The organism is Malonomonas rubra, assembly GCF_003247215.1.
GTDB lineage: Bacteria > Desulfobacterota > Desulfuromonadia > Desulfuromonadales > Geopsychrobacteraceae > Malonomonas > Malonomonas rubra_A.
This window is the reverse complement of the sequence record NZ_QKAP01000127.1, coordinates 1-21,999: the sequence shown is the minus strand read 5'-3', so window position 1 is coordinate 21,999 and position 21,999 is coordinate 1. Positions and strand designations below refer to the sequence as shown.

The following is a 21,999-nucleotide window of genomic DNA, read 5'->3' as shown; positions in this document are numbered from 1 at the left end:
AAAGGCAATCAAGAGAGGGTGAAATAAAAGGTGGCGCCACGATCAATCGCCCCCTTCGCCCATATCTCTCCACCGTGAGACTGAAGGATTCTCTGCACCGTCGCCAGTCCGACCCCGATGCCCTCGAATTTTTCCTGAGAGTGTAAACGTTTGAAAGGCTTGAACAATTCTTCGACATGGTTCATATCGAAACCGGCGCCATTATCGCGGATAAAGTAAGAACGCCGACCCTCAGCATATTCGCTTCCCAACTCGATCTCGGCGACCTGCTTAGCCGAAGTATATTTCCAGGCGTTGCCAAGGAGATTTTCCAGCACAATCAACAACAGGTCGTAGTCGGCGATAACGATCAGATTCGGTTCAACGATAACTCGAACACGGCGTTCGGGATCTTGCCACTTGAAGCGCTCCATCAGTTCAGTCACCAGTTTCGACAAGTTGATTTTGATCCGGTCCAGTTCTAGGGTATCGATACGAGAAAGTTCAAGCAAAGAGCTGATAATCCGGTCCATTTTCTCACCAGCAGTGTGAATCGCCAGTAACAACTCCCGACCAAGTTCGTCGCTCTCTTCCGTCTGTTCCAGCAGAACTTCCGAATAACCGGTGACAACCGAGAGCGGGCTGCGGAGGTCGTGGGATACCGCAGAATTAAACGCTTCGAGTTCGTGATTAGCCTTTGCCAGTTCTTTGGTTCGCTCAGCAACCCGCCGTTCCAGGCAAACATTCAGCTCCTCAATCTCCTTATTCGAACGGTAAAGGTTCTCCGACATGGAATTAAAATGTTCAGCTAACTGCGCGAGTTCATCTTTACCGCAAAGTTCGATCCTTTTATCCAGCTGCCCGCTAGCCAGGGCATCCATCCCTTCCTGCAACACATGCAGGGACATCAACAAGTAATGCCCCATGCGCAGAATCATCACCAGAGCAAACAGAAATGCCATGACGATTAGCACAACTCCCCGCTGACTGGCGTTGTCAGCCAATTCGACCAACTCCTTGCTGGCGGCATCTTGAGCGGAAAACATCATCAACGGCAGATGGTCCCCGAGGGGACTTTCCATCGGTCCATCGATAATCATCCGTAGCGCCCGATGACCTTCACCAACCTGTTTAAGGTTGACTGCGGTCTCTTCCAAGCTGAAAAAGGCTTCCAATGAGGCAACGACCTTACTGACGTTCGATACCGACTTTGAATACTGATGGCCTACTATCAGGGATTGCTCATAGGCGGCATAAAACCAGTCGTTGATCGCTTTTTCTGCTTCGACCTTCACTCTCCGGTAGAGATCAAGGCAATCCGGATTACTGGTAAGCAGATAGGTCGACAAGGCTGAGAACTGGCGGCCAACGGCAGAGTTGACCTGACAACCGGCAACGACATTGTTGATCGCGGCGTGAGTGTTTTCAAGCATTTCCGTGTTGTCGGCATGCCCCCATAGTCGCCCCCCTATGACGAGTAACAGTTCATGGTAGGCACTTTCAACTTCTTTAAAACCATCCTGCATTTCATCACCGATGGCAGAAAAGATCTTCTTTTCCAGAAACTTCCAGGAACCTTCTTCAAACTGCTTCAACGCCAGGGCAAGTTGCCCATTATCGATCAGGTCGAAACTACCAAGGACATTACCAACCCACTGATAGTAAGTGTCTTTAACCGAGTTCCCTTTGTCGATATTCTCTTCTCCCCCCTCAACACCAAGGTGCTTCTGAGTTTCAGCCGATTTTATCCATAACTCGAATCCTTTCTCGACCTCTTCTGCCAACCGCTTGAAATCCTCCTTATCTTCCGCCTCTCCGGTGACGAGATAATCGAGGGCCTCTTTTGTCTGACGCGCAATTCCGGTGTTGACCTCTGCAATCCCCAGCAGGTAACCGGTCGCAGGCACAAACAGTTTTACCTGCTGTTCGATCCGGTAGGCGCTGGTGAGTTCCAGCCACAAAGCCCCCCCCAGCACTAAACTGACCAGCCCTAGGATTGCAACAAGTTTTAGTTTTATCGACATCGCCCCCTCAACGACCTACGATCTTTGTGACCCACCAAATACTCAGCTACAATCAAAAAAACCCCTACTCTAAGAGCAGAGGTTTTTTTGATCAAAACTAGACAAAATCAACTACGGTACGAATACTTTGCATGACGACACTAACGAAATCCTTAGTTATCCCTTTTGACTTCCTCGATCAATTGCACTTCTTCACTGTCATCGTAGCTAACCTGCGCGGTGTCTATTTCCTGCTGGTAAACAACATCACCATCCTTATTCAGCATGGTTCCGTTATCGAGCAAAACCATCCCGAATTGATCCATCAATTGCATCCGGTATTGATGTTCGCTGGCTAACGTTTTCTGCCGCAAACGATAGCTGAGAATCATCCAGATCCCGATCCCCAATGCAATAACCGCCATCACCGACACCAGAGTGATAAATAGGTAGCGCGCAGTTGTCGCGCCCGCCTGCGCAGCGTAAAGAACGATATCGTCCATTTTGTAGGCGATCGCCGTTGCCGCGATCAGCAGCAACAGACTGAACAGGAAAGGTAAGCGATGGACGACCTGAAAAAAAGTTTCCAACCGGTCTCCTTTGCGGAGACTTCCTGAATAATGGGAAGCATACGGATCAGGCGCCTCGACAGCACCTTTAAAAAAGTACTTATTGAAGGTGAGGATGATCAGGCCAAACACGAAGGTGATGGCCACCGGAGTAATAAAGGTAGCAAACAGGTAGTTTTTCCACGGAAATTCCGAACTACCCGTAGCCAAGTGATTTACGAAGCAGAAAAAAAAGATCAGCCCCTCGATGACCAGCATGGTTGTCAGGTAGTTTACGAAAAAGTTATTCAACCCTTTGCTGTCAAAAGTTGATGCGACACCGACGGAATTGATGGAACTTCTCTTGTGCCGCGCCCTTCTGCCTTTATTGGTTGACGCCGACTGAGCGCCATCTTCTCGTTTATCTTCTATCTGATGCATAACTCTCAACACTCAGAAAAAATTAATAAATTTCCCACACAACCTTATTTTTAATATTTGAACCGGTATACAGTCAAACGAAAAGATAATTCTTTACAAATTCAACGTCTCTGACCGAATCGTCTGCTTTTAAAGGGTAGCTTTTACGCACACAACAATACGGACAATTGCTGCAACAAACAAGCTTTTATGTTATCTGGTTGTCCCCTTCGCTCCAGTTGAGACCTTAGCTGTCACGTAGTTGGTACAAACTGGCGTCAGCTTAAAGAGAAGGCCGGCAAGGATAGAAGATTTTCCAAGCAATGAAGTTGAATTTGACCGCAGGTTCCATACGGAAGATGCTTGCCCTGACTATCTCCTTCAACTTCGCTGGGCAGAGGGGTTCAGATGCTCCCGCTGTGGCCATGACCAATTCCGGATGGGTTCCAGAGGCCTTTTCTCTGCAGGCACTGTGAATATCAACTCAGTCACTGCAGGAACGATCGTTCATGGGACCAGAAAGCCTTTGACTCTCTGGTTCAAGGTTCTTTGGTGATTCTCGACCCGTAAGAACGGGCTCAATGCCACCACCCTGCAAGCCTTCTTGGGTTCAGCAGTTACCAAACAGCCTGCTCCTGGCTGCAAACGTAAGGAACCTGCACGGTTTTTCCGAATCGAAACAAGCTCTCCGGAACCATCGAGGTTGATGAATGTTTTTTCGGCGGCGCACACAGCGGCAAGCGAGGCAGAGGGGCTGAGCACAAATGTAAAGTCGCGATTGCCGTCGACCGTAAAGGGCGTAACCTTGGTCGACTGCGCATGCAAGTCGTTTAGACCTGTAGCGCGGTCGATCTGATGTCTTTTATCAAAACAAATATCTTAGCCTACAGTCAGGTCACAACTGATGGCTGGGGAGCTTACAGTGTTTTACAGAAGGAAGGCGATAACCACAAAGCCATCGTTCAGAGTAAAACCACTGATAAAAAAGCGCATTGCCCGGCGTCCATTTGGTTGCGTCACCGGCTAAACGGGTCATGCTCGGTACGTTCCAGAGGCGATTTGATTCGCAGTATTTGCAGCGCTACCTGGATGAAAATGTTTTTCGCTTTAATCGCCGTAATTGCAGATCAGTTGACAAGCGATTTTGGCGAATCATGCAACAAGCTGTTCAGTCAGCCCCAGCACCTTTGAAATTTCTGGTTCTGGAAGCGGTTACTTGAGCGAAGTGGATAAACCTTATTTATATTGACTTTCATATATTTACATATAAAATGTGTCGGAACGTTGAGGAGGTGCGAATTCACTATGCTGACGATGACAGAAAAAGCCTGCGAAAATTTCAAGCAGGTATTGAAAAAGAATCCTGGCAAGTTGATCCGGGTCGTGTTTGAAGGTTTTGGCTGAGGCGGGCCCAACTTGGGCTTGGTTCTGGATGAACTAAAAAAGAAAGAAGAAACCATAGAAGTGAACGGTATCGAATTACTGATTGCCGAGCATGTGCTCCCCTTTACCAAGGGTTATCAAATCGACTATATCACTAATTCGCACGGACAAGGGTTTGCCATCCTACCAGTCGCCGGGAACAGTTGTTAATATTGCCACTGGTTCCACTTAAAATCCCCATGAACCATTTAAGGTTCATGGGGATTTCTTTATCCATCATTTAATACAAATTTACAACAGGTCAATTGTCTCCAGCAGTTTAACTGAAGCAAAGTAAGATACGGTCAACAAGATCAACCAGGCAATTAAAAGCATAGCGGCACTCCTTTTTAGTAACTCTTATCGTCAGCTGCCAGTTCTTCAACGGATAACTTCTTGCTATCCATCTGGCGCCAGAACCAAGCAATGTAGGCCAATACAAAAGGTACAGCGATCGCCACATAGGACATCATCGTCAAGGTGTAGTGACTGCTCGACGCATTATAGATGGTCAAACTGCTGCTCAGATCGGCCTTTGACGGATAGAATGAGGTGTTGTTGTACCCGGCCAGTGAGAATACTGCCAAACAGGTCAACACAGTCCCCAATCCGGACGGCCAGATCCCCCGTACCGACCCCATAAAACGATTTATCACCACACCGAAAACCACCAACACCAGTCCAGCCACCAGCAAAATCAGCACCAGCGGCATTTCCAATAGGTTCTGCAGATACTTGCCCGACACCAGACTGACGTCACCGCTGGTCGGATCGACGGCAAAGCCATCCATCAGCACCAACCTAATCAGCACATACAACAGGAAAGGCAGTGCACAGAGCAGGTTATTGAAAGCGGAGACCTGTAACTGACCTACCAATGACTGGTGCTCCAGATTATTTGCGAGATAGAGTGAACCCAGCACCCGGGCAAGAAATACCAAAAACAGTCCGAAACTGACGTTAAACAGACTGAAGGCTGCTTCCAGGCCCCGCAAGGGATGGGTCCACTGAACCAGGTTGTAATCGTTAAGAACAAAGTTCGAGCCGGTAAAAAAGGTGCCGACAGCTGCGCCGATCAGCAAAATACCGACCGAACCGTTGATAAACATGAAGATCTCGTAGGTCTTCTGCCCAAGAAAGTTATTCGGCTTGCGACGATATTCATAGCTGACCGCCTGCATGACAAAAGTAAACAGTATCGCGATCCACACCCAGTAGGCACCGCCGAAGCTGGAAGCATAGAAAAGCGGGAACGAAGCGTAGAAGGCGCCCCCGAACAACACCAGCGTGGTAAAGGTAAGCTCCCATTTGCGACCAATCGAATTGACCATCAGGTTCTTCTCGTTATCATCATTGGTCAAAGTCAGAATCAGGGTCTGCCCACCCTGGACAAACGTCAAGAAAACAAACAGGGAACCGACAACCGAAACAATCAGCCACCAGAGTTGCTGTAGCGTCGACCAATCAAGACTGCCGATCATGATTTACCTCCTTCGGGACCGAGCGAAATCTGCTTGGCCATAATCTTAATCTCCGCAATCAGCAGAGCGGTAAACAGGAACAGAAACAAGAAAAAGGTCACCGCGACGGTACCGGAATCGAGATTCGAGCGGGCCACAGTTACTGGCAGCATACCCTGAATCGCCCAGGGCTGACGCCCGACTTCGGTCACAACCCAGCCCGCTTGCGAGGCGACATAGCCGAGAAAAACCGAGAGCACGCCAAACTTGAGTATCAGCGGGTAGTCTTCCAGTTTATTTTTTGCTGACAGGTAGAGAAAAACCAGGAACATCAGGATGAAAAGGGTCCCCAAGCTGACCATCGTCCGAAAAGCGTAAAATGTGATCGGGACCGACGGCACCGCCTGCTCGACCGAGTCGAGATAGCCGTAACCCAGATAATCCTGATTCTGATTAAAAATCTTCAATGAACGCTCGGCGGCGACAGCATCCCCAGATTTGCGCGCCGCTTTGTAATCGCCGAGGCTGGCGACCGCCACCCGACCACGCCGGATCTTCTCGGCAACACCTTCGATCTGCAGCTTTTCATTACCGAAAGTCAGGTCATTGATGCCGGGGACAACGCCCTCGAACCGACGATGAGCCAGCAGGGTCAACATCCCGGGAATTTCGATACTGAACTCGAAGGGATCCTGCTCATCTCCCGGCTTTTTATCGGGGTTAACCAAACCAACCGCAATCAGCCCGGTCGGCTCCTTGCCTTCCCAAAGTGCTTCCATCGCCGCCAGTTTCATCGGCTGAGTCCGGGCGGTGATAAAGGCGTGCTCATCGCCGGTAAAAGCCACAAACAACGAACTCAACAGACCGAACACGCAGGCCACGGCAATAGAACGTTTGGCAAACAGGCTATGACGATTTTTCAGCAAAAACCAGCAAGAGACCGCTACCACAAACAGCGAAGCAAGCAAGAAACCGGAGCTGGTTGCATGAGTAAAGTGGCTGATCGCAACCCGCGAGGAGATGACCGACCAAAGATCCTGCATTTCAAAACGGGCCGTATCGGGGTTGAATTTCATGCCGATCGGGCTTTGCATCCAGCCATTAGCCACCAGGATCCAGAGTGCCGAGAGGTTGGAGCCGACCGCCACCATCCAGGTGGAGAACAGGTGCATCTTCTTCGTCACCCGGTCCCAACCGAAAAACATCACAGCGAAGAAGGTCGCCTCGATGAAAAAGGCGAAAATCCCCTCGATCGCCAGCGGCGCGCCGAAGATATCTCCAACCATCCAAGAATAGTTCGACCAGTTGGTCCCGAATTCGAATTCGAGGATGATTCCGGTCGCGACGCCGATGGCGAAGTTGATCCCGAACAGAGTCATCCAGAACTTGGTCAGTTTTTTCCACTCCTCATTTCCTGTGCGCACATAGATCGATTCGAAAAAGGCGCAGAGAAAAGAGAGTCCCAGGGTCAAGGGCACAAAAATCCAGTGATACATCGCCGTTAAAGCAAATGTCGCCCTCGCCCAGTTCACCAGGCTTAAGTCGATCTGTTCAATCACGCTTGTCCTCCCATGCTTGTGTTAGAGCCGCACTGCAGCCGCAGGTAAATAATCTGAAGCGCTGTCTTTAGCGATTCGAATCCGACTCAATCCGGGTCAGGTTCTGTAAAACGTAATCAGCGCGTTCCGCATCCGTTGAAAAATTCGTCGCCAAAAAATCGGGGAAAAAGAATGTCTTCAAGATTGCAAACATAATAAACAGTTTAATCAGGACCAGCTTCCACAGCGTACGGCCAAGGGCCATCGAGCGGAAACCGTCGTAGTACAGATGAAAAGCTTTGTTAAACATTGAAGATCCGTTTTGATTTTTTTTTATTCAGCAACAAAATCTATCCGACATGGTAATAATTTACACGCAAATGATCGGAAGTCAAGAAAATTATGACGGATCTGGTAATATTTTAAGTCGGCCACAACACCTTGTTTATATTGCTGTTTTTATAAAGGACGAGATGAATATTGTCGAACAAAGCGCTCTGGTTCACCCCTCAAGCCCCATCCCCCAGCGGGATTTCTGCCTCTCTCTAGCGGACAAAAATGACACCGCAAAGTAAATCTGTGCTATTGAGTTCTGATCTAAATTTGTTCTCTGAATAAGAAGAAAACGCATTGAGCACTTCAATAATGAAATTCACAAAAAAGTTCCTGCCAACCGACCGTAAAGAAATGCAGGCCCGCAACTGGGAGGAACTGGATGTACTGTTCGTCACCGGCGATGCCTACATCGACCACCCGGCTTTCGGTACCTCGCTATTGGCGCGGCTGCTGGAAGCTGAAGGTTTCCGAGTCGGCATCTTGGCCCAACCCGACTGGAATAACCCTGAAGCGTTCAAAGTGATGGGTCGGCCGCGACTGTTCGCGGCCATCTCTGCCGGGGCGATGGACTCGATGGTCAACCACTACACGGCGGCAAAAAAAATCCGTCATGATGATGCCTACACCCCGGGCGGAATCGCCGGCAAACGACCTAATCGGGCCATCATTGCCTATACCGCTGCAGTCAAAGGAGCTTTCAAGGGATTACCGACAATTATCGGCGGCATCGAAGCCAGCCTGCGCCGTTTTGCTCATTACGACTATTGGGATGACAAGGTACGTCGCTCGATCTTAGTCGACAGCAAAGCCGACCTGCTGCTTTACGGGATGGCGGAAACAGCACTGCTCGAATTGACGCACCGCTTGGCGGCGGGAGAGGAGATCAAGCAGATCACCGGTATTCGTGGAACAGCGATTCTAAGCAAAGACCGCCCTGAGGGAGCGATTGAGCTACCCGGGTTTGAAGAGGTCAGCACAGATGCGGATACCTACAACCGGATGTTCAAGCTGCTGAGCGAGCAGCAAAATCCTTTCACTGGCAAACCACTGGTGCAGTTGCATGGCAACCGGATGCTCTCCGTCAATCCGCCCGCGCTACCGCTTGGCGAAGCGGAGCTGGACCGGTGCTACGCCCTCCCCTTTACCCGTCTGCCGCACCCCGGCTACACGGAAAAGATTCCGGCTTTCGAACAGATTCGCAATTCGATCACCAGCCATCGCGGCTGCTTCGGCGGCTGCGCTTTTTGCGCCATCACCCACCATCAGGGGAAAACCATCCAGTCCCGCTCGGAAGGTTCCATCCTGGCAGAGATTGACCAACTGGCGGAACAGCAGGACTTCCGCGGCACCCTGAGCGATGTCGGCGGGCCAACCGCCAACATGTACGGCCTCGGCTGCAACAACCCGGCTGCGGAGCGGAGTTGCCGGCGCAGCAGCTGTCTTTATCCAACCGTATGCACAAACTTGCGCACTGATGACAAAAGAGCGGTCCGCCTGCTGCGTAAAATACGCAGCCAGGAAAAGATCAAGCACATCTTTGTCGCATCGGGAATTCGCTATGATCTGCTGCAGTTTCAGCAGGACTACTTTGACGAGCTGCTACAGCACCATATCGGCGGGTTGCTGAAAGTTGCCCCGGAGTCGACCAGCGACCGGGTCGCCGCGATAATGCGCAAGCCGGGCGCCAGACTGTTCACCGACTTTCTGGAAAGATTTCGCCTGCGCAGCAGACAGCTCGGCCTGCGCCAGGCGATTGTCCCGTACCTGATCAGCGGCCACCCCGGCTGCACGCTGGAAGATATGGTCGAGGTTGCCCTCTATCTGCAACGCCACAACCTGAAAGTCGAGCAGGTGCAGGATTTCACCCCCACACCGGGAAGCCTAGCTACCTGCATCTACCACACCGGCAAAGATCCCTTTAGCGGCGAACGACTGCATGTTCCACGCACCGCAAAGGAAAAACGCCTGCAAAAAGCCCTGCTGCTGTATCACAAACCGGAAGCGAAGCCGGACATCCTTGATGCGTTGAGAATTTGTGGCCGGGAAGACGTAGCGCAGCAACTTTTTGATAAACGCCCACCGCGCTCACCACGCAAATCAGCAACCAGGAAAAGCCAACGCCGTAAACGCAGTAAAAGATGAGCGACTCCTCTTCGTCAGCATAAGTAGCGAAGCTTTGTACCACTTTCGACCCAAAAACATTAGCAAAGTAAATAACGAACAAAAACCCTGTTCCGACAACCCGCCACCCAAACGTATACCTCGTTCCACAAAGCAGTAAATATCGCCCAATGAAATGCTCAAGTTTGCAACCGATCAAACATCGTCTATTTTCAACCTTTCCCTTAAGAGGTATTTTTTACTCTGAGTATAATTTTGTGTTTTTTTTTTACTCAGGCTGTTTTTAACATGCCTTTTTGGTCAAAAGGTCTGATCTTTTCTGCCGTGGAAATGACAGAAAAAAAACACACCTAAATTTTTATTAAATATTTTCAGCAAGATAGAAAGCTTCGAAAAAATTGCCCGGCAAATTTACTGCTGCCTCGAATTTACAAAGCCAGAAAATTAAAAACCATCAATTCAACCAAAATCGACGCTTAAACTAAACCTGTAATTTTTTATCCTAAATAAAATTTCTCTTGACAATTTCGCCTATTTTTTGTTTGGTTACCTGTGCAAAAAACAGCGTTTTAAGTTGCCTTGTTATTTAAATCGAATCAGTACCAAACAATTTAGATAATTCGTCTGTCATCAGAAAATTCATCCGGCTCTCACCAAGATCCAATTCGGGCCGGAAATCAATTCCAAAAGACGCAAAGGAATGACCGAGATGTCAAAAACAACAATCAAACCCTCGCTACAGAACCCTCTCGCAGCAGCGGAAGAAGTTGAATTCACCATTCCCGGTGAAATCGCCGGCCAGACCGGCGGCTATGAAGAGGTCATGAAAGAAGGTCATGACCTGATTGAGCGACCGATCAAATCGGTGGCGGTCGGCCAGATCGAAAAGCAGCACTTCAAAAAGCGGATGACCGTCTGGGAGCGGATCAAGGTGCTTACCGAAAGCGAACCGAACATCCTGTTCCAGAACTGGGGTAAAAACCTCGACGGTGCCTCGCTGGTCACCGGCATCCTCAACATCAACGGCCGCGACGTCGCACTCTACGGTCATGACTTCACCGTCCGCGCCGGTTCCATCGACGCCACCAACGGCCAGAAACTGGCCCGCTTGATGTATATGGCCGGTGAGAAAGGGATTCCGCTGATCGGCATGAACGACTCGGCTGGCGCCTTCGTCCCGGCCGGGGTCGGCGGTCTTGACGGTTACGCAGAGGCCTTCACCGCCCTGCGCAAAATCAGCGGTGTGGTCCCCTCGGTTATGTGCATGTTCGGCTTCAATGCCGGTGGCGGTTCCTACCTGCCGCGGCAGGGCAGCTTCGTCATCCAGCCGGAAGAAACCTTTTTCGGCCTGACCGGCCCGGGCGTCGTCAAGTCGGTCCTCGGTGAGGACATCACCCCTGAAGAGTTGGGTGGGCCGAAGGTCCACAGCGCCTCCGGCGTTACCGACCTGGCCGTGGCCGATGAAACCGCAGCGCTGCGCACCGCAGTTCGCCTGCTCAGTTACCTGCCGGACAACAACTACAGCATGGCCCCCTTCCAGGAAACCAGCGATCCGATCGACCGCAAAACCTGGGAGATCAACACCCTGCTGAAGAAGGCCTTCAACTCGCCGACCGGCTTCAACACCCCGTTCGACGTGTCGATCATCATCCAGCAAATCTGTGACCACGGCGATTACTTCGAACTGCAACCAACCCGCTCCCGTGAAGCGATTACCGCCTTCGGACGTGTTGGTGGCAACGTGGTCGGTTTTGTCGCCAACAACTCGGCGGTCGCTTCCGGCCAGATCGACTGTGACTCGGCACTTAAAATCGCCCGTTTCGTCCGCTTCTGCAACATCTACAACATCCCACTGATCTTCATGGAAGACACCACCGGCTTCCTACCGGGCCGCGAGCAGGAAGCCCGCGGTATCGTCCAGGCCGGCCGCTCGATGCTCGATTCGATCGTCGATGTCCGCACCCCGCGTATTCTGCTGATCCTGCGTAACGCTTACGGCGGTGCCTACGCTTCCTACAACAACTACCCGACCGGCGCCGACCTGGTGCTGGCCCTGCCGACCACCCGCCTGGCGGTTATGGGACCGGCCGGCAAGGAGTTCGTCTACAAGAACGAGCTGCGCAAGGTTCGCGGTGCCATCAAGCAGCGTATTGCTGAAGGCGTTCAGGAGCGGGTCAAGGCAGGCATGGACGGCGACGATGCCACACGCGATGCGGAGAAAGAAGCTGCCGAGTGGCTCAAGAACGAAGAAGCAGCGCTTAACACCCGTTACGAGAAAGAACTGATGAACCCGAAAGAAGGTCTGGCTCTCGGTTCGATCTCCTCGCTGGTCATGCCGACCGACCTGCGTAAGGTCCTCGGCGAGAACCTCAACTTCTTCCTGCGCCACTACAAGCCGTCCGCATGGCAGGACGTCCAGCGCGAATTCCATTAAACAGAAATTGAGGGACATCTGATGAAATACCGCACGACACAATTAAACGTGGAGATTAAGCCGATGGCACAAAATACAGACCTTTATGCAAACAATCCGTTGATCCATAAGGACCGTCGCCTCAGCCAGGCGTCGTCCGAATGGGTTCGTTCTTTCAGCTGTGAAGACCTCAAGCCGCTGATCGTTTGCCGTGGCCCGATCCGTAAAGAGGCGATGGATGTTTACGAAGAGATGGGGATCTCTCACTACGGTATCCTGCTCTCGGAAAAAGACTCGATCGTCTATCCGAATGCCCTCTCCCCGGAGCTTCGCCAGCTGACCGATAACAGCCGCGTCCACCGGGTGCCCGACTATACCGGCGCCTCCAAAGAAGAGCGGGTTGAACGGATTCAGCAGATCATCGACATCGCCAAGGACAACGGCTATGACTCGATTTTCGCTGGTTACGGCTTCATGGCCGAAGACGACGAGTTCGTCGCCGCGATCGAAGATGCCGGGCTCAAGTTCATCGGCCCCTGCTCCGCTACCCAGCGCGCAGCGGGCAAAAAAGACGAAGCCAAGCGGACTGCTCTTGAGGTGAAGGTTTCGGTCACCCCCGGTATCGACAACGTCACCGCCCGCACCCTGCTGAAAAAGCATAAAACCCGCGAGCAACTCCTTTCCCTCGCCAAGGCTGAAGATCTGGAACTCAAGGATAATGGCAAGATGTCGCTGGAAGAGTTGGCCGACAAAATCCTCTTCGCCTCCTACGACAAAGGGATCGATCTCTTCTCCGTCGAAGAACTCTGTGCTCAGGTTGAGGCGGAATGCGCTGACATGTTCAAAAACTACCCCGGCGCTCGGATTCGCCTGAAGGCGATCGGCGGCGGCGGTGGCAAGGGGCAGCGGATTCTTGGCGCCTCACTGCTGATGAACAAAAAGCCGAGCGACAAGCAGATCAAGGAAGCTGCCGCTGACGCACCTGGCCTGGTTCGCGAAATCCTCAACGAGGTCAAAGCCAATGGCATCGGCGACAACAAGAACGTGCTGATCGAGCTGAACATCGAGCAGACCCGCCACAACGAAATCCAGCTGCTCGGTAACGGCGAGTGGTGCATTGCTCTCGGCGGCCGGGACTGCTCGCTGCAGATGCACGAGCAGAAGTTGCTAGAAATCTCGGTCACCCAAGAAGCCTTGACATTGGAGATTGACAAGGCCAAGAAATCCAAAAACAAGGCTCAGCAGAAAGCCCTCGAGTCCGACCTAAAAGTCCTCAGAGCCATGGAAGAGCAGTCGGAGCGTTTCGGCGCGGCCGTCCGTCTCGACTCCGCTTCGACCTTCGAGTGTATCGTCGACGGTGATCGTCACTACTTCATGGAGGTGAACACCCGGATTCAGGTCGAGCACCGGGTTACCGAATTGGTCTACAGCCTCAAGTTCGTCAACCCGAAAAACAAGAATGACTACTTCATCGTCGAGTCTCTGGTCGAGGCGATGGCCCTGCTCGCCATGCACAAAGAGCGTCTGCCAAAACCGGAGCGGATTCCCCGCTTTGGTGCTGCTGCAGAAGCGCGTCTCAATGCGACCGACTGTTCGCTCTCCCCAAGTGCCGGCGGCTACATCCGCTACTGGTCAAAACCGATCGAAGGCGAAATTCGTGACGATCAGGGGATCTGCACCACCAATCCGGACACTGGTCTGTTTATGCGCTATCATCTTGCCGGAGCCTACGACTCCAACATTGCACTACTGCTAACCAAGGGAGAGGACCGGTTCGCAAGCTACGAGCATCTCTCGAAAGTTCTGCGCAACACCGTACTGCGTGGTAGCAACTTGGCGACCAACTTGGAGTTCCACTACGGACTGTGTAACTGGTTCATCGGCAACAACGTTATGGCCAAGCCGACCACCCGCTTCGTCGTCCCCTACCTGACTCTGGTTGGCAAACTGAAAGAAGAAGCGCAGAAACTGGACATCGTCTACGCGTTCCTGTCAATGAAGAAACACTACGCCAAGCAGTACGCTGATGATGCCGAAGCAGCCAAGGCGGTTTCGGAAACCCTCGATCGCAAGGGTACCCTGTTGACACGGCCGATGGAAAAGCTCCTTGCCGATCCGCACATGCTCTCCGGCTGGCTGAGCCTGAACAAGAACAACTTCAAGATCAAGAACGGTAAGGTTGTATGGCTGCGCAACCCGTTGGTCATACTTGAAGAGACCTATGAGTACCTCAACATGTCTTGGAGTGAAAGTGCTCCGGCCGCCGAGGTCATCTGGACGCACGACCGCGACCTGCTGAACAGTGCGCTGACCTTCTACGCAGAGCTGCGCGTAAAGTTCGGAGTTGAAAAAGAAGAGTTCGTCAAACTGAACGACATCCTCTGTAAATCCAAGCCACAGGGTGGTTACGACAAGGAAACATGGGCGCAGATTCAGTCCGCTCACATCGGCTACGAAATCGGCAACGAACTGCTCGGCCTGCTCTGCCTAGTCGCCATAAAGACAGACTTCTACGACCTCACTGTTGAAGCAGACCTGGAAGTCACCATTCCGGATTATTTGCACGATCCAGAACTGCAAGCTGCAATGAAGAAGGTTCTGGTGCCGCCACCAGCAACAAAGGCCGACGAAATAGTCACCCCAGGCGGGGGCATGTATTATGCGCAGGAAGCACCGGGCATGCCGCCGTTCGTCACCGAGGGGATGCACTTCGAAAAGGGACAACCGCTGTTCATCCTCGAAGTCATGAAGATGTTCAACAAGGTACCGGCACCCTTCTCCGGCACTATCGACAGAATTCTCATCGAAGGCGGCGACGGGACCATTGTCCAGAAGGGACAACCGCTGTTCAAAGTCACGCCAGACGAGAAGTTCGTCGAGGTCGATCCAAGGGAATTGGCCAAGCAGAAACAGCAGATTACCGGCGAATATCTGCAGGCCGTCTTCTAAATCGAAGTTATTAAATTCTACTGTTATTCCTTAGGGCTCCAGTTTTTCGGGGCCCTTTTTTTATTTTCTGGGGTATGCAGTTGTCTCCACCAGCCACAATATGTTGTGGCTGCGGTTTGCTTACTCTCTCCGCCATTGGGTGCATATTATGGTCGAATGCGGCCACCCATTATGCTGTGAAGCCCGCCACCGATTATGACGCAAAACCGCCACCCCATTTCATGCGAGGTGGCGACCCTTCAAAAACTCACAAGTTTTGAGACGCGGACATAACGAAGCCTCAGGCAATGCCGGGGCATCGTTATGTCAATACATTTGATCCGAATTTCGGGTTTAGCCGTACCAATGGCTATTAGCGATTTAATGAACTGGCTTGTTGCAAGAAAGTGTATCTCCTTTCTCAACAAGATTGTTCCAGCTAAATGAATCAAGTTCAATCAGCAAATTTACCTTCTCGGCGACAGACATCCCTCTCCAAAGACGACTACAAAATAGCCGCTCCAATGAATCTCTTTTCACAATTGATTTATTCAAAGACTCCTCTTTGATCAATCCTGGTCCCGATCCTGGTCCCGATCCTGGTCAATCCTGGTCCCGATCCTGGTCCCGATCCTGGTCCCGATCCTGGTCCCGATCCTGGTCCCGATCCTGGTCCCGATCCTGGTCCCGATCCTGGTCCCGATCCCGATCTGGATCCTGTAATTGTTTACGAATTTGATCTTGAGTCCGCACTTGCTGTTGTTCATGTAGCTGGGTTTGTTCTTGGTTCATAGACGTTGTTCCCAACCCGTTACCACCAGCCCCCTCATTGCCGCTGGCATCACTTCCGCCTCCCCCAGAGCCTCCCGCATTACCGCCACCATTCCCCTCACCGGCCTTGGCAAGTGTCAGTACATCTGCTCCCATCGCGATGGACACGGTAGAAAAAGACGATGACCAAATAAAAACAAATGCAAATAGCGTTAAACTTATCAAGCCCTTGAAAAATCTTCCTGGCATCTCCATCTTCCATTCTCCTTTCATGACAGATTACCTTTCGAGGCTTCAATCACGCTCAATTTCCCCCCGGAAATTTGTTCCGGCTTTCCGCTAGCGCATTATTCATGTTTGATGGACTTCCATCGGTTGCCAAAGCTCTGAGCGATACCGATAAGAGATAAGGAAAAATTTTCTCCTCCACAGAGATCCCTGATGTTGAGTCCTCTTCATTTTTCAAACCAACTCGCAGCAAATAAGTCCCCTCTTCGTTCAGCAGGCAAGCCATCCGTGGATCGGTTTCCCATCCCGGCCTTGGCGGCTTTCCTGCATGGCAAACCAGGTTTCCGTATTCATCGTAGACTTGGAGAATGAACCGAGCCGGTCCTTCGCAAGACTCTTCATTTTCCGCTTCAGCGGGTTCAGTATCCTCTGCATGATGAGAGGCTTTGTTAATGTAGAGTTCAGCATCGAGGTCGACGAACAGAATATGATTCCCGCGACTTTTGAACTGATAATCATCTAACCTGTCAGACATAGTATTCAGTGTCCCGGCTAACGACCTGACCCCGTCTTCTCGGACAACTTGTGCAAGGGCAGCAGTAGCTGTCCAGAAGCTTGCACCGATGAACAGCCCCCAAATAAGTTTCCACATGGCATATCCTCCTTTGCCCCGAAAACATTTAATACAGTTGTGGTCGCTTACTGGTTTGGATGTCCATTGACTTTATTACCGCCACCGCCAGGCTTACCGTCACCGCCACCGCCACCGCCAGGCTTACCGCCACCTCCGCCTTTCGTCTTGCCAACAATGCAGATGTCGAGGTAGGTCAGGTTGTTGACGGTATCGACGACCGGTCTGTAGAGCCTGTCATCCGCCGTTGGATCTTCCTCTTCCTCCTCCGCGAAGATCGCCACTACCGGCTCAGGAGCGGGCACAGTGACCGTGTTGAACTCGGTTCGCGGCAAGGTGCGCACCTCGGAGGGCACCGCCGGCGGCGCAACATTCGGGGCATCCGGATCGGTGAACATCACTTCCTCTGGAGCATAGAAAGTAAGACGCCAGAAACCGGTCTTTTCCCATCCGGCACAAAGCGAATCCAGCTCGACGTTCTTCATGCGCCAGTTAAATCCGTAGACGTACTTTCCGCCGACACTTACCTCGACACTATAGGGCTCGTCCGAATAGGTACAGGTCCCTTGCCACTCGGTACCGGTCCAAACACCCTCCTCACCGAGAGGAGAAGGATCGCCGGGGTTGTCACCCGGCATTGAGCAGGTTGCCGTCCCTGCTTCCAGCTTGGTCAGGTTCAGCCGTGCATTGTTGGTTTTGATGATCTGAAACGGCGAATCGTAGTTGTAGGAAGTTGCAGGCGTCAATTCACCCACATCATCGTTGGCCCGTACACCCCAGTGCTCGGTAATCCCTTGGCCGGATACGTGCCACATCTGGAAACCAACCTTACAGGCAGTTTCCGGATCCAGAGAAGCAGCAATGGCCGCATCATAACAGTTCATGACGGGGTTAAAGCCGGGAATCTGGGTGCTGTAAGGCTGAGTTTCCACACGGATGACCGAACGCTCGTTCCAGGAGACCGCCTCGAGGGCATCACCCCAATCCACGTACGCAACATACCCCGGGTCGGAAGATATCCCGTCGTCGTCGGCCCACCACTCGTTGACGTCCACCTTCTGCCAATAAATCCGCTCGACCGGAAGACCCTCGCAGGGCGATGGCATCTCGTTGTCGGTGCACTCAAGGGCGTCGTAATAAATTGTGGGATCCGACAGGCTGTCGACGCAGGATGTGTTAGGGTAACTGAAACTACCGTCGCTTTCCCCTTTATCACAGCCATAGGAATAGTGGACGCCAAGCACCGGCTCCGTGGGTGTGCTCCAGTTGGCCAGGATCGAGTTCACCGACTCGGTCTGTACCGCCGGCATCGACAGGTTGTTCGAGGCTTCACCTCCAGTCGGGGGACCAGGGATGCCGCCTTTGGCGGCCACACTATTCGTCGGAAGAGCAAGCAAAAAGGCGAGCAACAGAGTCAGGAACCCTGCCAACGACCACTTACCCTCGGGACATTCAACGAAGTACCTCGCATCGTTTTCCATCTCGTCCCCCTTCCTTTTTTTAGAGCTGTTATGCTCTATAATTTACCCTCCGTGGCTAGAACCTTTCGTGATCACTAAGTTAGGGTTGGCCTAAAGGATGACAAGACTTAGAAGGAATAAAACCACTTTCCACAAGCCGCCTTCCTCAAGGACTTGGCATCGTGGCAATTTCACTCATTGGCAATATAAATAAAGATCAGATAGAAAAGTGGCAGTTTAAGACGTGTGGTAAAGGACAACAGAAGAAGAGAGTCTTATTGAATTAAATATTCAATTAAAGGGAAGTAAGATTCAAGTCACTCCCTGTCCTCGTCCACAATCTTTTCTTGAATTCATTTTTGAGTCATAGTTCTTTCGTTGGTCATAGTCCCCTTCCCATGTCCACCCTGCGACCCTGCGTAGCCACCACTGCCACCATCTCCACCTTAAGCGAGCAGTAAATATTATTGGCTAGGGGCTTCTGGTTGCGCAAACATAGGTGTTGCCTATACAACTACCAAGCCGGACAGCGCAAGGCCACCTAGGATTTCCAATTTTTTGAAAATGTTGTTAATGACTTCATCATTTTTTTCCAGGGATATTACTTGTTTTGGCAAGATTCAGCATAACGTTAATCCGCAATCCGCCCCCTCGCTCTAAGGGGACTACAAAGAGTCAACCTTCTTTTTGCCCAACAAAAAAACCGAACATACCATGAGGAAATTTTTCCACCAGCAGCTCGGCTATCTTTTCAAAAAGATCAGTCGCTTTCCGTATCCCCTTTCACAAGGGTTTTGGCTTTATCGGAAATTTATTGTTTTTATGTTGTTTACTTTTAGCACCAATTTACGTGGGATCAACCAGCTCAAAATTATATTTATTTAATTGTGTCGGTTGGACCATAAATCAGCAAGATCAGCTTGATTGAAGCCTGTTCCACCAAAACTGTTACAGATCAATCTCCTCCAATCGCTACCTGTCAGTAATCACAAAGCTATTTCCGCTTAAATCGTCTAGAAAGTCCGTATCAAAAAGACCCTTCCGCTAAGTTGCTGATTTTACAGCAGGGCGAAAGGGCCGATTTTGTGTTCCAGATGTCTGGGGCCGTAAGATTAACTCACGAAATTTGAGATCAGTGGTGGTAACGGTTCACGATAACCGGCGGGCGACGAAATGCTTGCCCCCCAACCGCAATTGATTTTGTTTTGGCTCTAGACTACCAGAGAGTTTCTGCTAGTCTAGAGCCTTGTTTTTTCAAATTCGCAGAGAGCTAATTCCCGTCCGCGTTGATTTGTAGGTTAGGTGCATTTTTACAGTTTATTGAAAGCCGAAGTGATTGGGTTGCTCAGACCGCAATAAATACAATTTTCTTCTTTTGGCCCGATACCTTTTCCGCACCCGTAACATTCCCGTATATCATGAATTTTATTGTCTTTTTTCCCATCTACCATATCGAGTTCGGCTACCCGGTCTATTAAGTCTTTTTCTGTTAATTCGGTTCTTTCTTTGAGGAGAGACCACATTGCTCTGTTGATTAATCCTAAATGATCTAGTTTTGCTTCAAGGGAATATGTTCTAGTTTGAGCTTTCCCGACTTCTATTGATGCTTTATCTGCTGTGCTACTTGCTTTAGAAATTTTACCGTGCTGAAACATTTCCCAGAGCAAATCCAAGGCTCCCTCCTTTTTTGCACCTAACAGGTTATTAGGCAGAATCTTTAGTTAGTTAGGTACATATATAAGTTTGCTTCAACGCTCTTATTTGTCGAGTTATATAAGTATATTCTGTACTTAGGGAAACCAATTGTTTGCTTTTCAGATTCAGAACCAAAATAACGAAGAGTTTCAGGAATAATTTTGGTTTTGACTTCAAGCGGAAACAGGATTGCTTGATCTTCTGCAAATGCTCTTATGATTGTTGTTTCATCTGGAATCAATATTGCGCCAATGTCTCCGGGCGTAAATGTTTCACTTTTAGCTTCCCCCAAAATGCTCAAGACAATGGAGGTGAAACCGTCTGCGTGGAGGACCCCTGCTTCTGTTAAATTACTTGTGTCACTTCGTTTTGCAGGTGGAATAATCACTTTTTCACGACGGTCAATAATGCTGTGTTTGATAAGACCTTCAATTTCTACAGATCCATCGATGTTTTGAGTTTTTGGGAAATTGATTATTCGAACATCCTTAATCGTTTTTTCTGAGGAGCTTGCTTCACCAATTGTAGGAAAAGAAATTAAAGTTGCTATGAGAATAAAGAACATGTTTTTCAAAGCAAATCCCTCCAAATAATACTGATATTTCATCCGTCAACGGTTCATGATAACCGCGGCGACGAACGGCTTTCCGACCACCGCAATTTCGATTTTGCTTTGCAATTTTGCACAGACGTATTTTCCGTCCGGTTAGTCTGTTAGGTTGCTGGCTTTTTTGCTACAAAGACTAAAAATGGCCTTAGCGGTATGCCTAGATACTTTTTAAAAATAATTTCACAGTCAACCTGTTCCAGCGAAGGCAAAACAGACACTGACCGACATCCAAGGGAAATTGATGGAATATGCCAGACCAAGTTCTCAACCCTATCCGCTATCCATTTCACTGCTGGATTTATAGGGTCGGTTGAATGTGCCACACCGATAAGCCCCCCGGGCTTAGTCACTCGATAAAGTTCTCTTGCACCCTTAGCAGGGTCATACAACGGACACATACTGTAGGTAGATAGAGCAACATCGAAGCAGTTGTCCTCAAACGGCAACGAGAGCATGTCACCCGTCTTGAACTCGGCCTGATTGCTCATACCTGCTTCGGCGATCCGTTTTTTTGCAACGGCCAACATTCCATCGCTCATATCGAAAAGCACGGCATTGCCAGATGGCCCGGCTTTTTCTAAAGCAAGCAAAGCAGTCGAACCGGTGCCAGAACCACAATCAAGAATCCTGTTGCCACGGCTAACCGCGTTCTCCACCAACATGCAGCGCCCGCGCTGATCCGATCCGGCTGTGAAGAATGCGTGTTGAAAATCGTATCGCCTAGCGACACGGTTATAAACAGCTCTCAACGCCACTTTTTCCATTGCGTTACGAATGAGTTCGCTCCATCAGTGGTTTGTTTGCAACCTACCGGGTAATGATAACAGACGGCGACGCGAGGGTTCGCCTCCACTGCAATTTGGTTTAGTTTTTCAAATTTGCGCAGACGTGTTTTCCGTCCGGTTGATTGGTTACCTGCTTGTTTAGTTTTCAATTAACATTTCAACCTTTACGCTGTTTGTCTAACTCATTTGATATTTTTGTAATTAAACGAATTATTTCATTTTCACCTTTAACCAAGATTGCTTGATATTCTTCAATTCCTTCTAGGCTTGGTGGGTTCTTGTACCAAGAAATAATGTGGTCATTGTATTTTTCCGTTTGTTCTTCAAGAGGCTCTAATTCTTTAATTGCAAGTTCAAGGTCATCTGATGTTTTTTCAGTAGGTTGTAAATAAATATATTTTTGTTTTGCACTAGTTATTTTGGATCTTAAATTACTAATTCTTTCGGCGACGACGGTAACTTTTTCAATTCTTTTTTGTCTTTCAGTATGGCGCCAAGTATATGTTGAAAGAGCGAGTGCGGCTAAAGATATGATGATTGCAAGTGTCTCCATTGATTTCCTTCTCTTTTTAATTGAATTGCGTGCGGATCGCTCAACCTTTTAATTGGTGTCAATTGGTGTTCATTTTTTTTCATTTGGGGCTTTTTGGA

At 50.1% G+C, this 21,999-nt stretch carries 18 protein-coding genes, 1 pseudogene and 1 riboswitch; of the genes and pseudogenes, 7 read left to right on the top strand and 12 right to left on the bottom strand.

All coding sequences use genetic code 11. The annotated features are described in order from the left end of the window. Nucleotides 1-8: 8 nt before the first annotated feature. Both Q7J88_RS13345 and Q7J88_RS13340 read right to left on the bottom strand, forming a co-directional pair. Nucleotides 9-2,003: an ATP-binding protein gene (locus Q7J88_RS13345; RefSeq protein WP_303722729.1), complete on the bottom strand. Its 1,995-nt coding sequence runs from the start codon at nt 2,001-2,003 to the stop codon at nt 9-11. Between the two features lie 152 nt (nt 2,004-2,155). Beyond that, nucleotides 2,156-2,971: a hypothetical protein gene (locus tag Q7J88_RS13340; RefSeq protein ID WP_303722728.1), complete on the bottom strand. Its 816-nt coding sequence runs from the start codon at nt 2,969-2,971 to the stop codon at nt 2,156-2,158. A 241-nt stretch (nt 2,972-3,212) separates the two neighbouring features. On the opposite strand from Q7J88_RS13340, the gene Q7J88_RS15475 reads away from it, so the two are divergent. From Q7J88_RS15475 to Q7J88_RS15460, 4 genes and pseudogenes are all read left to right on the top strand, one after another. Next, nucleotides 3,213-3,506 carry a transposase gene (locus tag Q7J88_RS15475; protein ID WP_369682041.1) on the top strand — a complete coding sequence of 98 codons (294 nt, stop codon included), beginning with the start codon at nt 3,213-3,215 and terminating at the stop codon, nt 3,504-3,506. 137 nt (nt 3,507-3,643) lie between these two features. Next, nucleotides 3,644-3,784, top strand: a pseudogene (locus Q7J88_RS15470) (IS1595 family transposase); the annotation flags it as partial. A 200-nt stretch (nt 3,785-3,984) separates the two neighbouring features. Next, entirely contained in the window at nt 3,985-4,170 is a 186-nt protein-coding gene (locus Q7J88_RS15465) for a hypothetical protein (RefSeq protein ID WP_369682040.1), read from the top strand. Between the two features lie 85 nt (nt 4,171-4,255). Beyond that, nucleotides 4,256-4,543, top strand: a complete 288-nt coding sequence (locus tag Q7J88_RS15460) for an iron-sulfur cluster biosynthesis family protein (protein ID WP_332925381.1) — start codon at nt 4,256-4,258, stop codon at nt 4,541-4,543. Nucleotides 4,544-4,722: 179 nt separating this feature from the next. Here Q7J88_RS15460 and cydB read toward each other — a convergent pair whose 3' ends face one another. The 3 genes from cydB to Q7J88_RS13315 form a co-directional block, all read right to left on the bottom strand. After that, nucleotides 4,723-5,853 (bottom strand): cytochrome d ubiquinol oxidase subunit II, encoded by a 1,131-nt coding sequence (gene cydB, locus Q7J88_RS13325; RefSeq protein WP_303722725.1) that lies wholly within the window; start codon nt 5,851-5,853, stop codon nt 4,723-4,725. After that, the gene (locus Q7J88_RS13320) at nt 5,850-7,391 is read right to left on the bottom strand and encodes a cytochrome ubiquinol oxidase subunit I (protein ID WP_303722724.1); all 1,542 of its coding nucleotides are present in this window, start codon (nt 7,389-7,391) and stop codon (nt 5,850-5,852) included. Before Q7J88_RS13320 ends, cydB begins: the two co-directional genes overlap by 4 nt. 67 nt (nt 7,392-7,458) lie before the next feature. Further along, on the bottom strand, nt 7,459-7,680 hold the full coding sequence (locus Q7J88_RS13315) for a DUF4492 domain-containing protein (RefSeq protein WP_303722723.1): 222 nt from the start codon (nt 7,678-7,680) through the stop codon (nt 7,459-7,461). A gap of 335 nt (nt 7,681-8,015) precedes the next feature. Between Q7J88_RS13315 and Q7J88_RS13310 the strand changes: the two genes are divergently transcribed. The 3 genes from Q7J88_RS13310 (at nt 8,016) to Q7J88_RS13300 (ending at nt 15,189) form a co-directional block, all read left to right on the top strand. Then, entirely contained in the window at nt 8,016-9,848 is a 1,833-nt protein-coding gene (locus Q7J88_RS13310; protein ID WP_303722722.1) for a YgiQ family radical SAM protein, read from the top strand. Nucleotides 9,849-10,536: 688 nt separating this feature from the next. Continuing rightward, complete coding sequence (locus Q7J88_RS13305; RefSeq protein WP_303722721.1) at nt 10,537-12,261, top strand: acyl-CoA carboxylase subunit beta; 1,725 nt, start codon at nt 10,537-10,539, stop codon at nt 12,259-12,261. 63 nt (nt 12,262-12,324) lie between these two features. Next, nucleotides 12,325-15,189 carry a biotin/lipoyl-containing protein gene (locus tag Q7J88_RS13300; protein ID WP_303722720.1) on the top strand — a complete coding sequence of 955 codons (2,865 nt, stop codon included), beginning with the start codon at nt 12,325-12,327 and terminating at the stop codon, nt 15,187-15,189. Between the two features lie 582 nt (nt 15,190-15,771). On the opposite strand, the gene Q7J88_RS13295 is transcribed toward Q7J88_RS13300, so the two are convergent. The 7 genes from Q7J88_RS13295 to Q7J88_RS13265 form a co-directional block, all read right to left on the bottom strand. Beyond that, nucleotides 15,772-16,095, bottom strand: a complete 324-nt coding sequence (locus Q7J88_RS13295) for a hypothetical protein (protein WP_303722719.1) — start codon at nt 16,093-16,095, stop codon at nt 15,772-15,774. 148 nt (nt 16,096-16,243) lie between these two features. Beyond that, nucleotides 16,244-16,819 carry a hypothetical protein gene (locus Q7J88_RS13290; protein WP_303722718.1) on the bottom strand — a complete coding sequence of 192 codons (576 nt, stop codon included), beginning with the start codon at nt 16,817-16,819 and terminating at the stop codon, nt 16,244-16,246. Between the two features lie 47 nt (nt 16,820-16,866). Continuing rightward, entirely contained in the window at nt 16,867-18,228 is a 1,362-nt protein-coding gene (locus tag Q7J88_RS13285; protein ID WP_303722717.1) for a hypothetical protein, read from the bottom strand. 760 nt (nt 18,229-18,988) lie between these two features. Further along, nucleotides 18,989-19,067: riboswitch (cyclic di-GMP riboswitch) on the bottom strand. Nucleotides 19,068-19,568: 501 nt separating this feature from the next. Beyond that, nucleotides 19,569-19,931, bottom strand: coding sequence for a hypothetical protein (locus tag Q7J88_RS13280; RefSeq protein WP_303722716.1), 363 nt, complete (start codon nt 19,929-19,931; stop codon nt 19,569-19,571). Nucleotides 19,932-19,975: 44 nt separating this feature from the next. After that, entirely contained in the window at nt 19,976-20,527 is a 552-nt protein-coding gene (locus Q7J88_RS13275) for a hypothetical protein (protein ID WP_303722715.1), read from the bottom strand. A gap of 140 nt (nt 20,528-20,667) precedes the next feature. Further along, on the bottom strand, nt 20,668-21,327 hold the full coding sequence (locus tag Q7J88_RS13270; RefSeq protein ID WP_303722714.1) for a class I SAM-dependent methyltransferase: 660 nt from the start codon (nt 21,325-21,327) through the stop codon (nt 20,668-20,670). A 178-nt stretch (nt 21,328-21,505) separates the two neighbouring features. Next, on the bottom strand, nt 21,506-21,901 hold the full coding sequence (locus Q7J88_RS13265) for a hypothetical protein (RefSeq protein WP_303722713.1): 396 nt from the start codon (nt 21,899-21,901) through the stop codon (nt 21,506-21,508). Between the last annotated feature and the right edge of the window lie 98 nt (nt 21,902-21,999).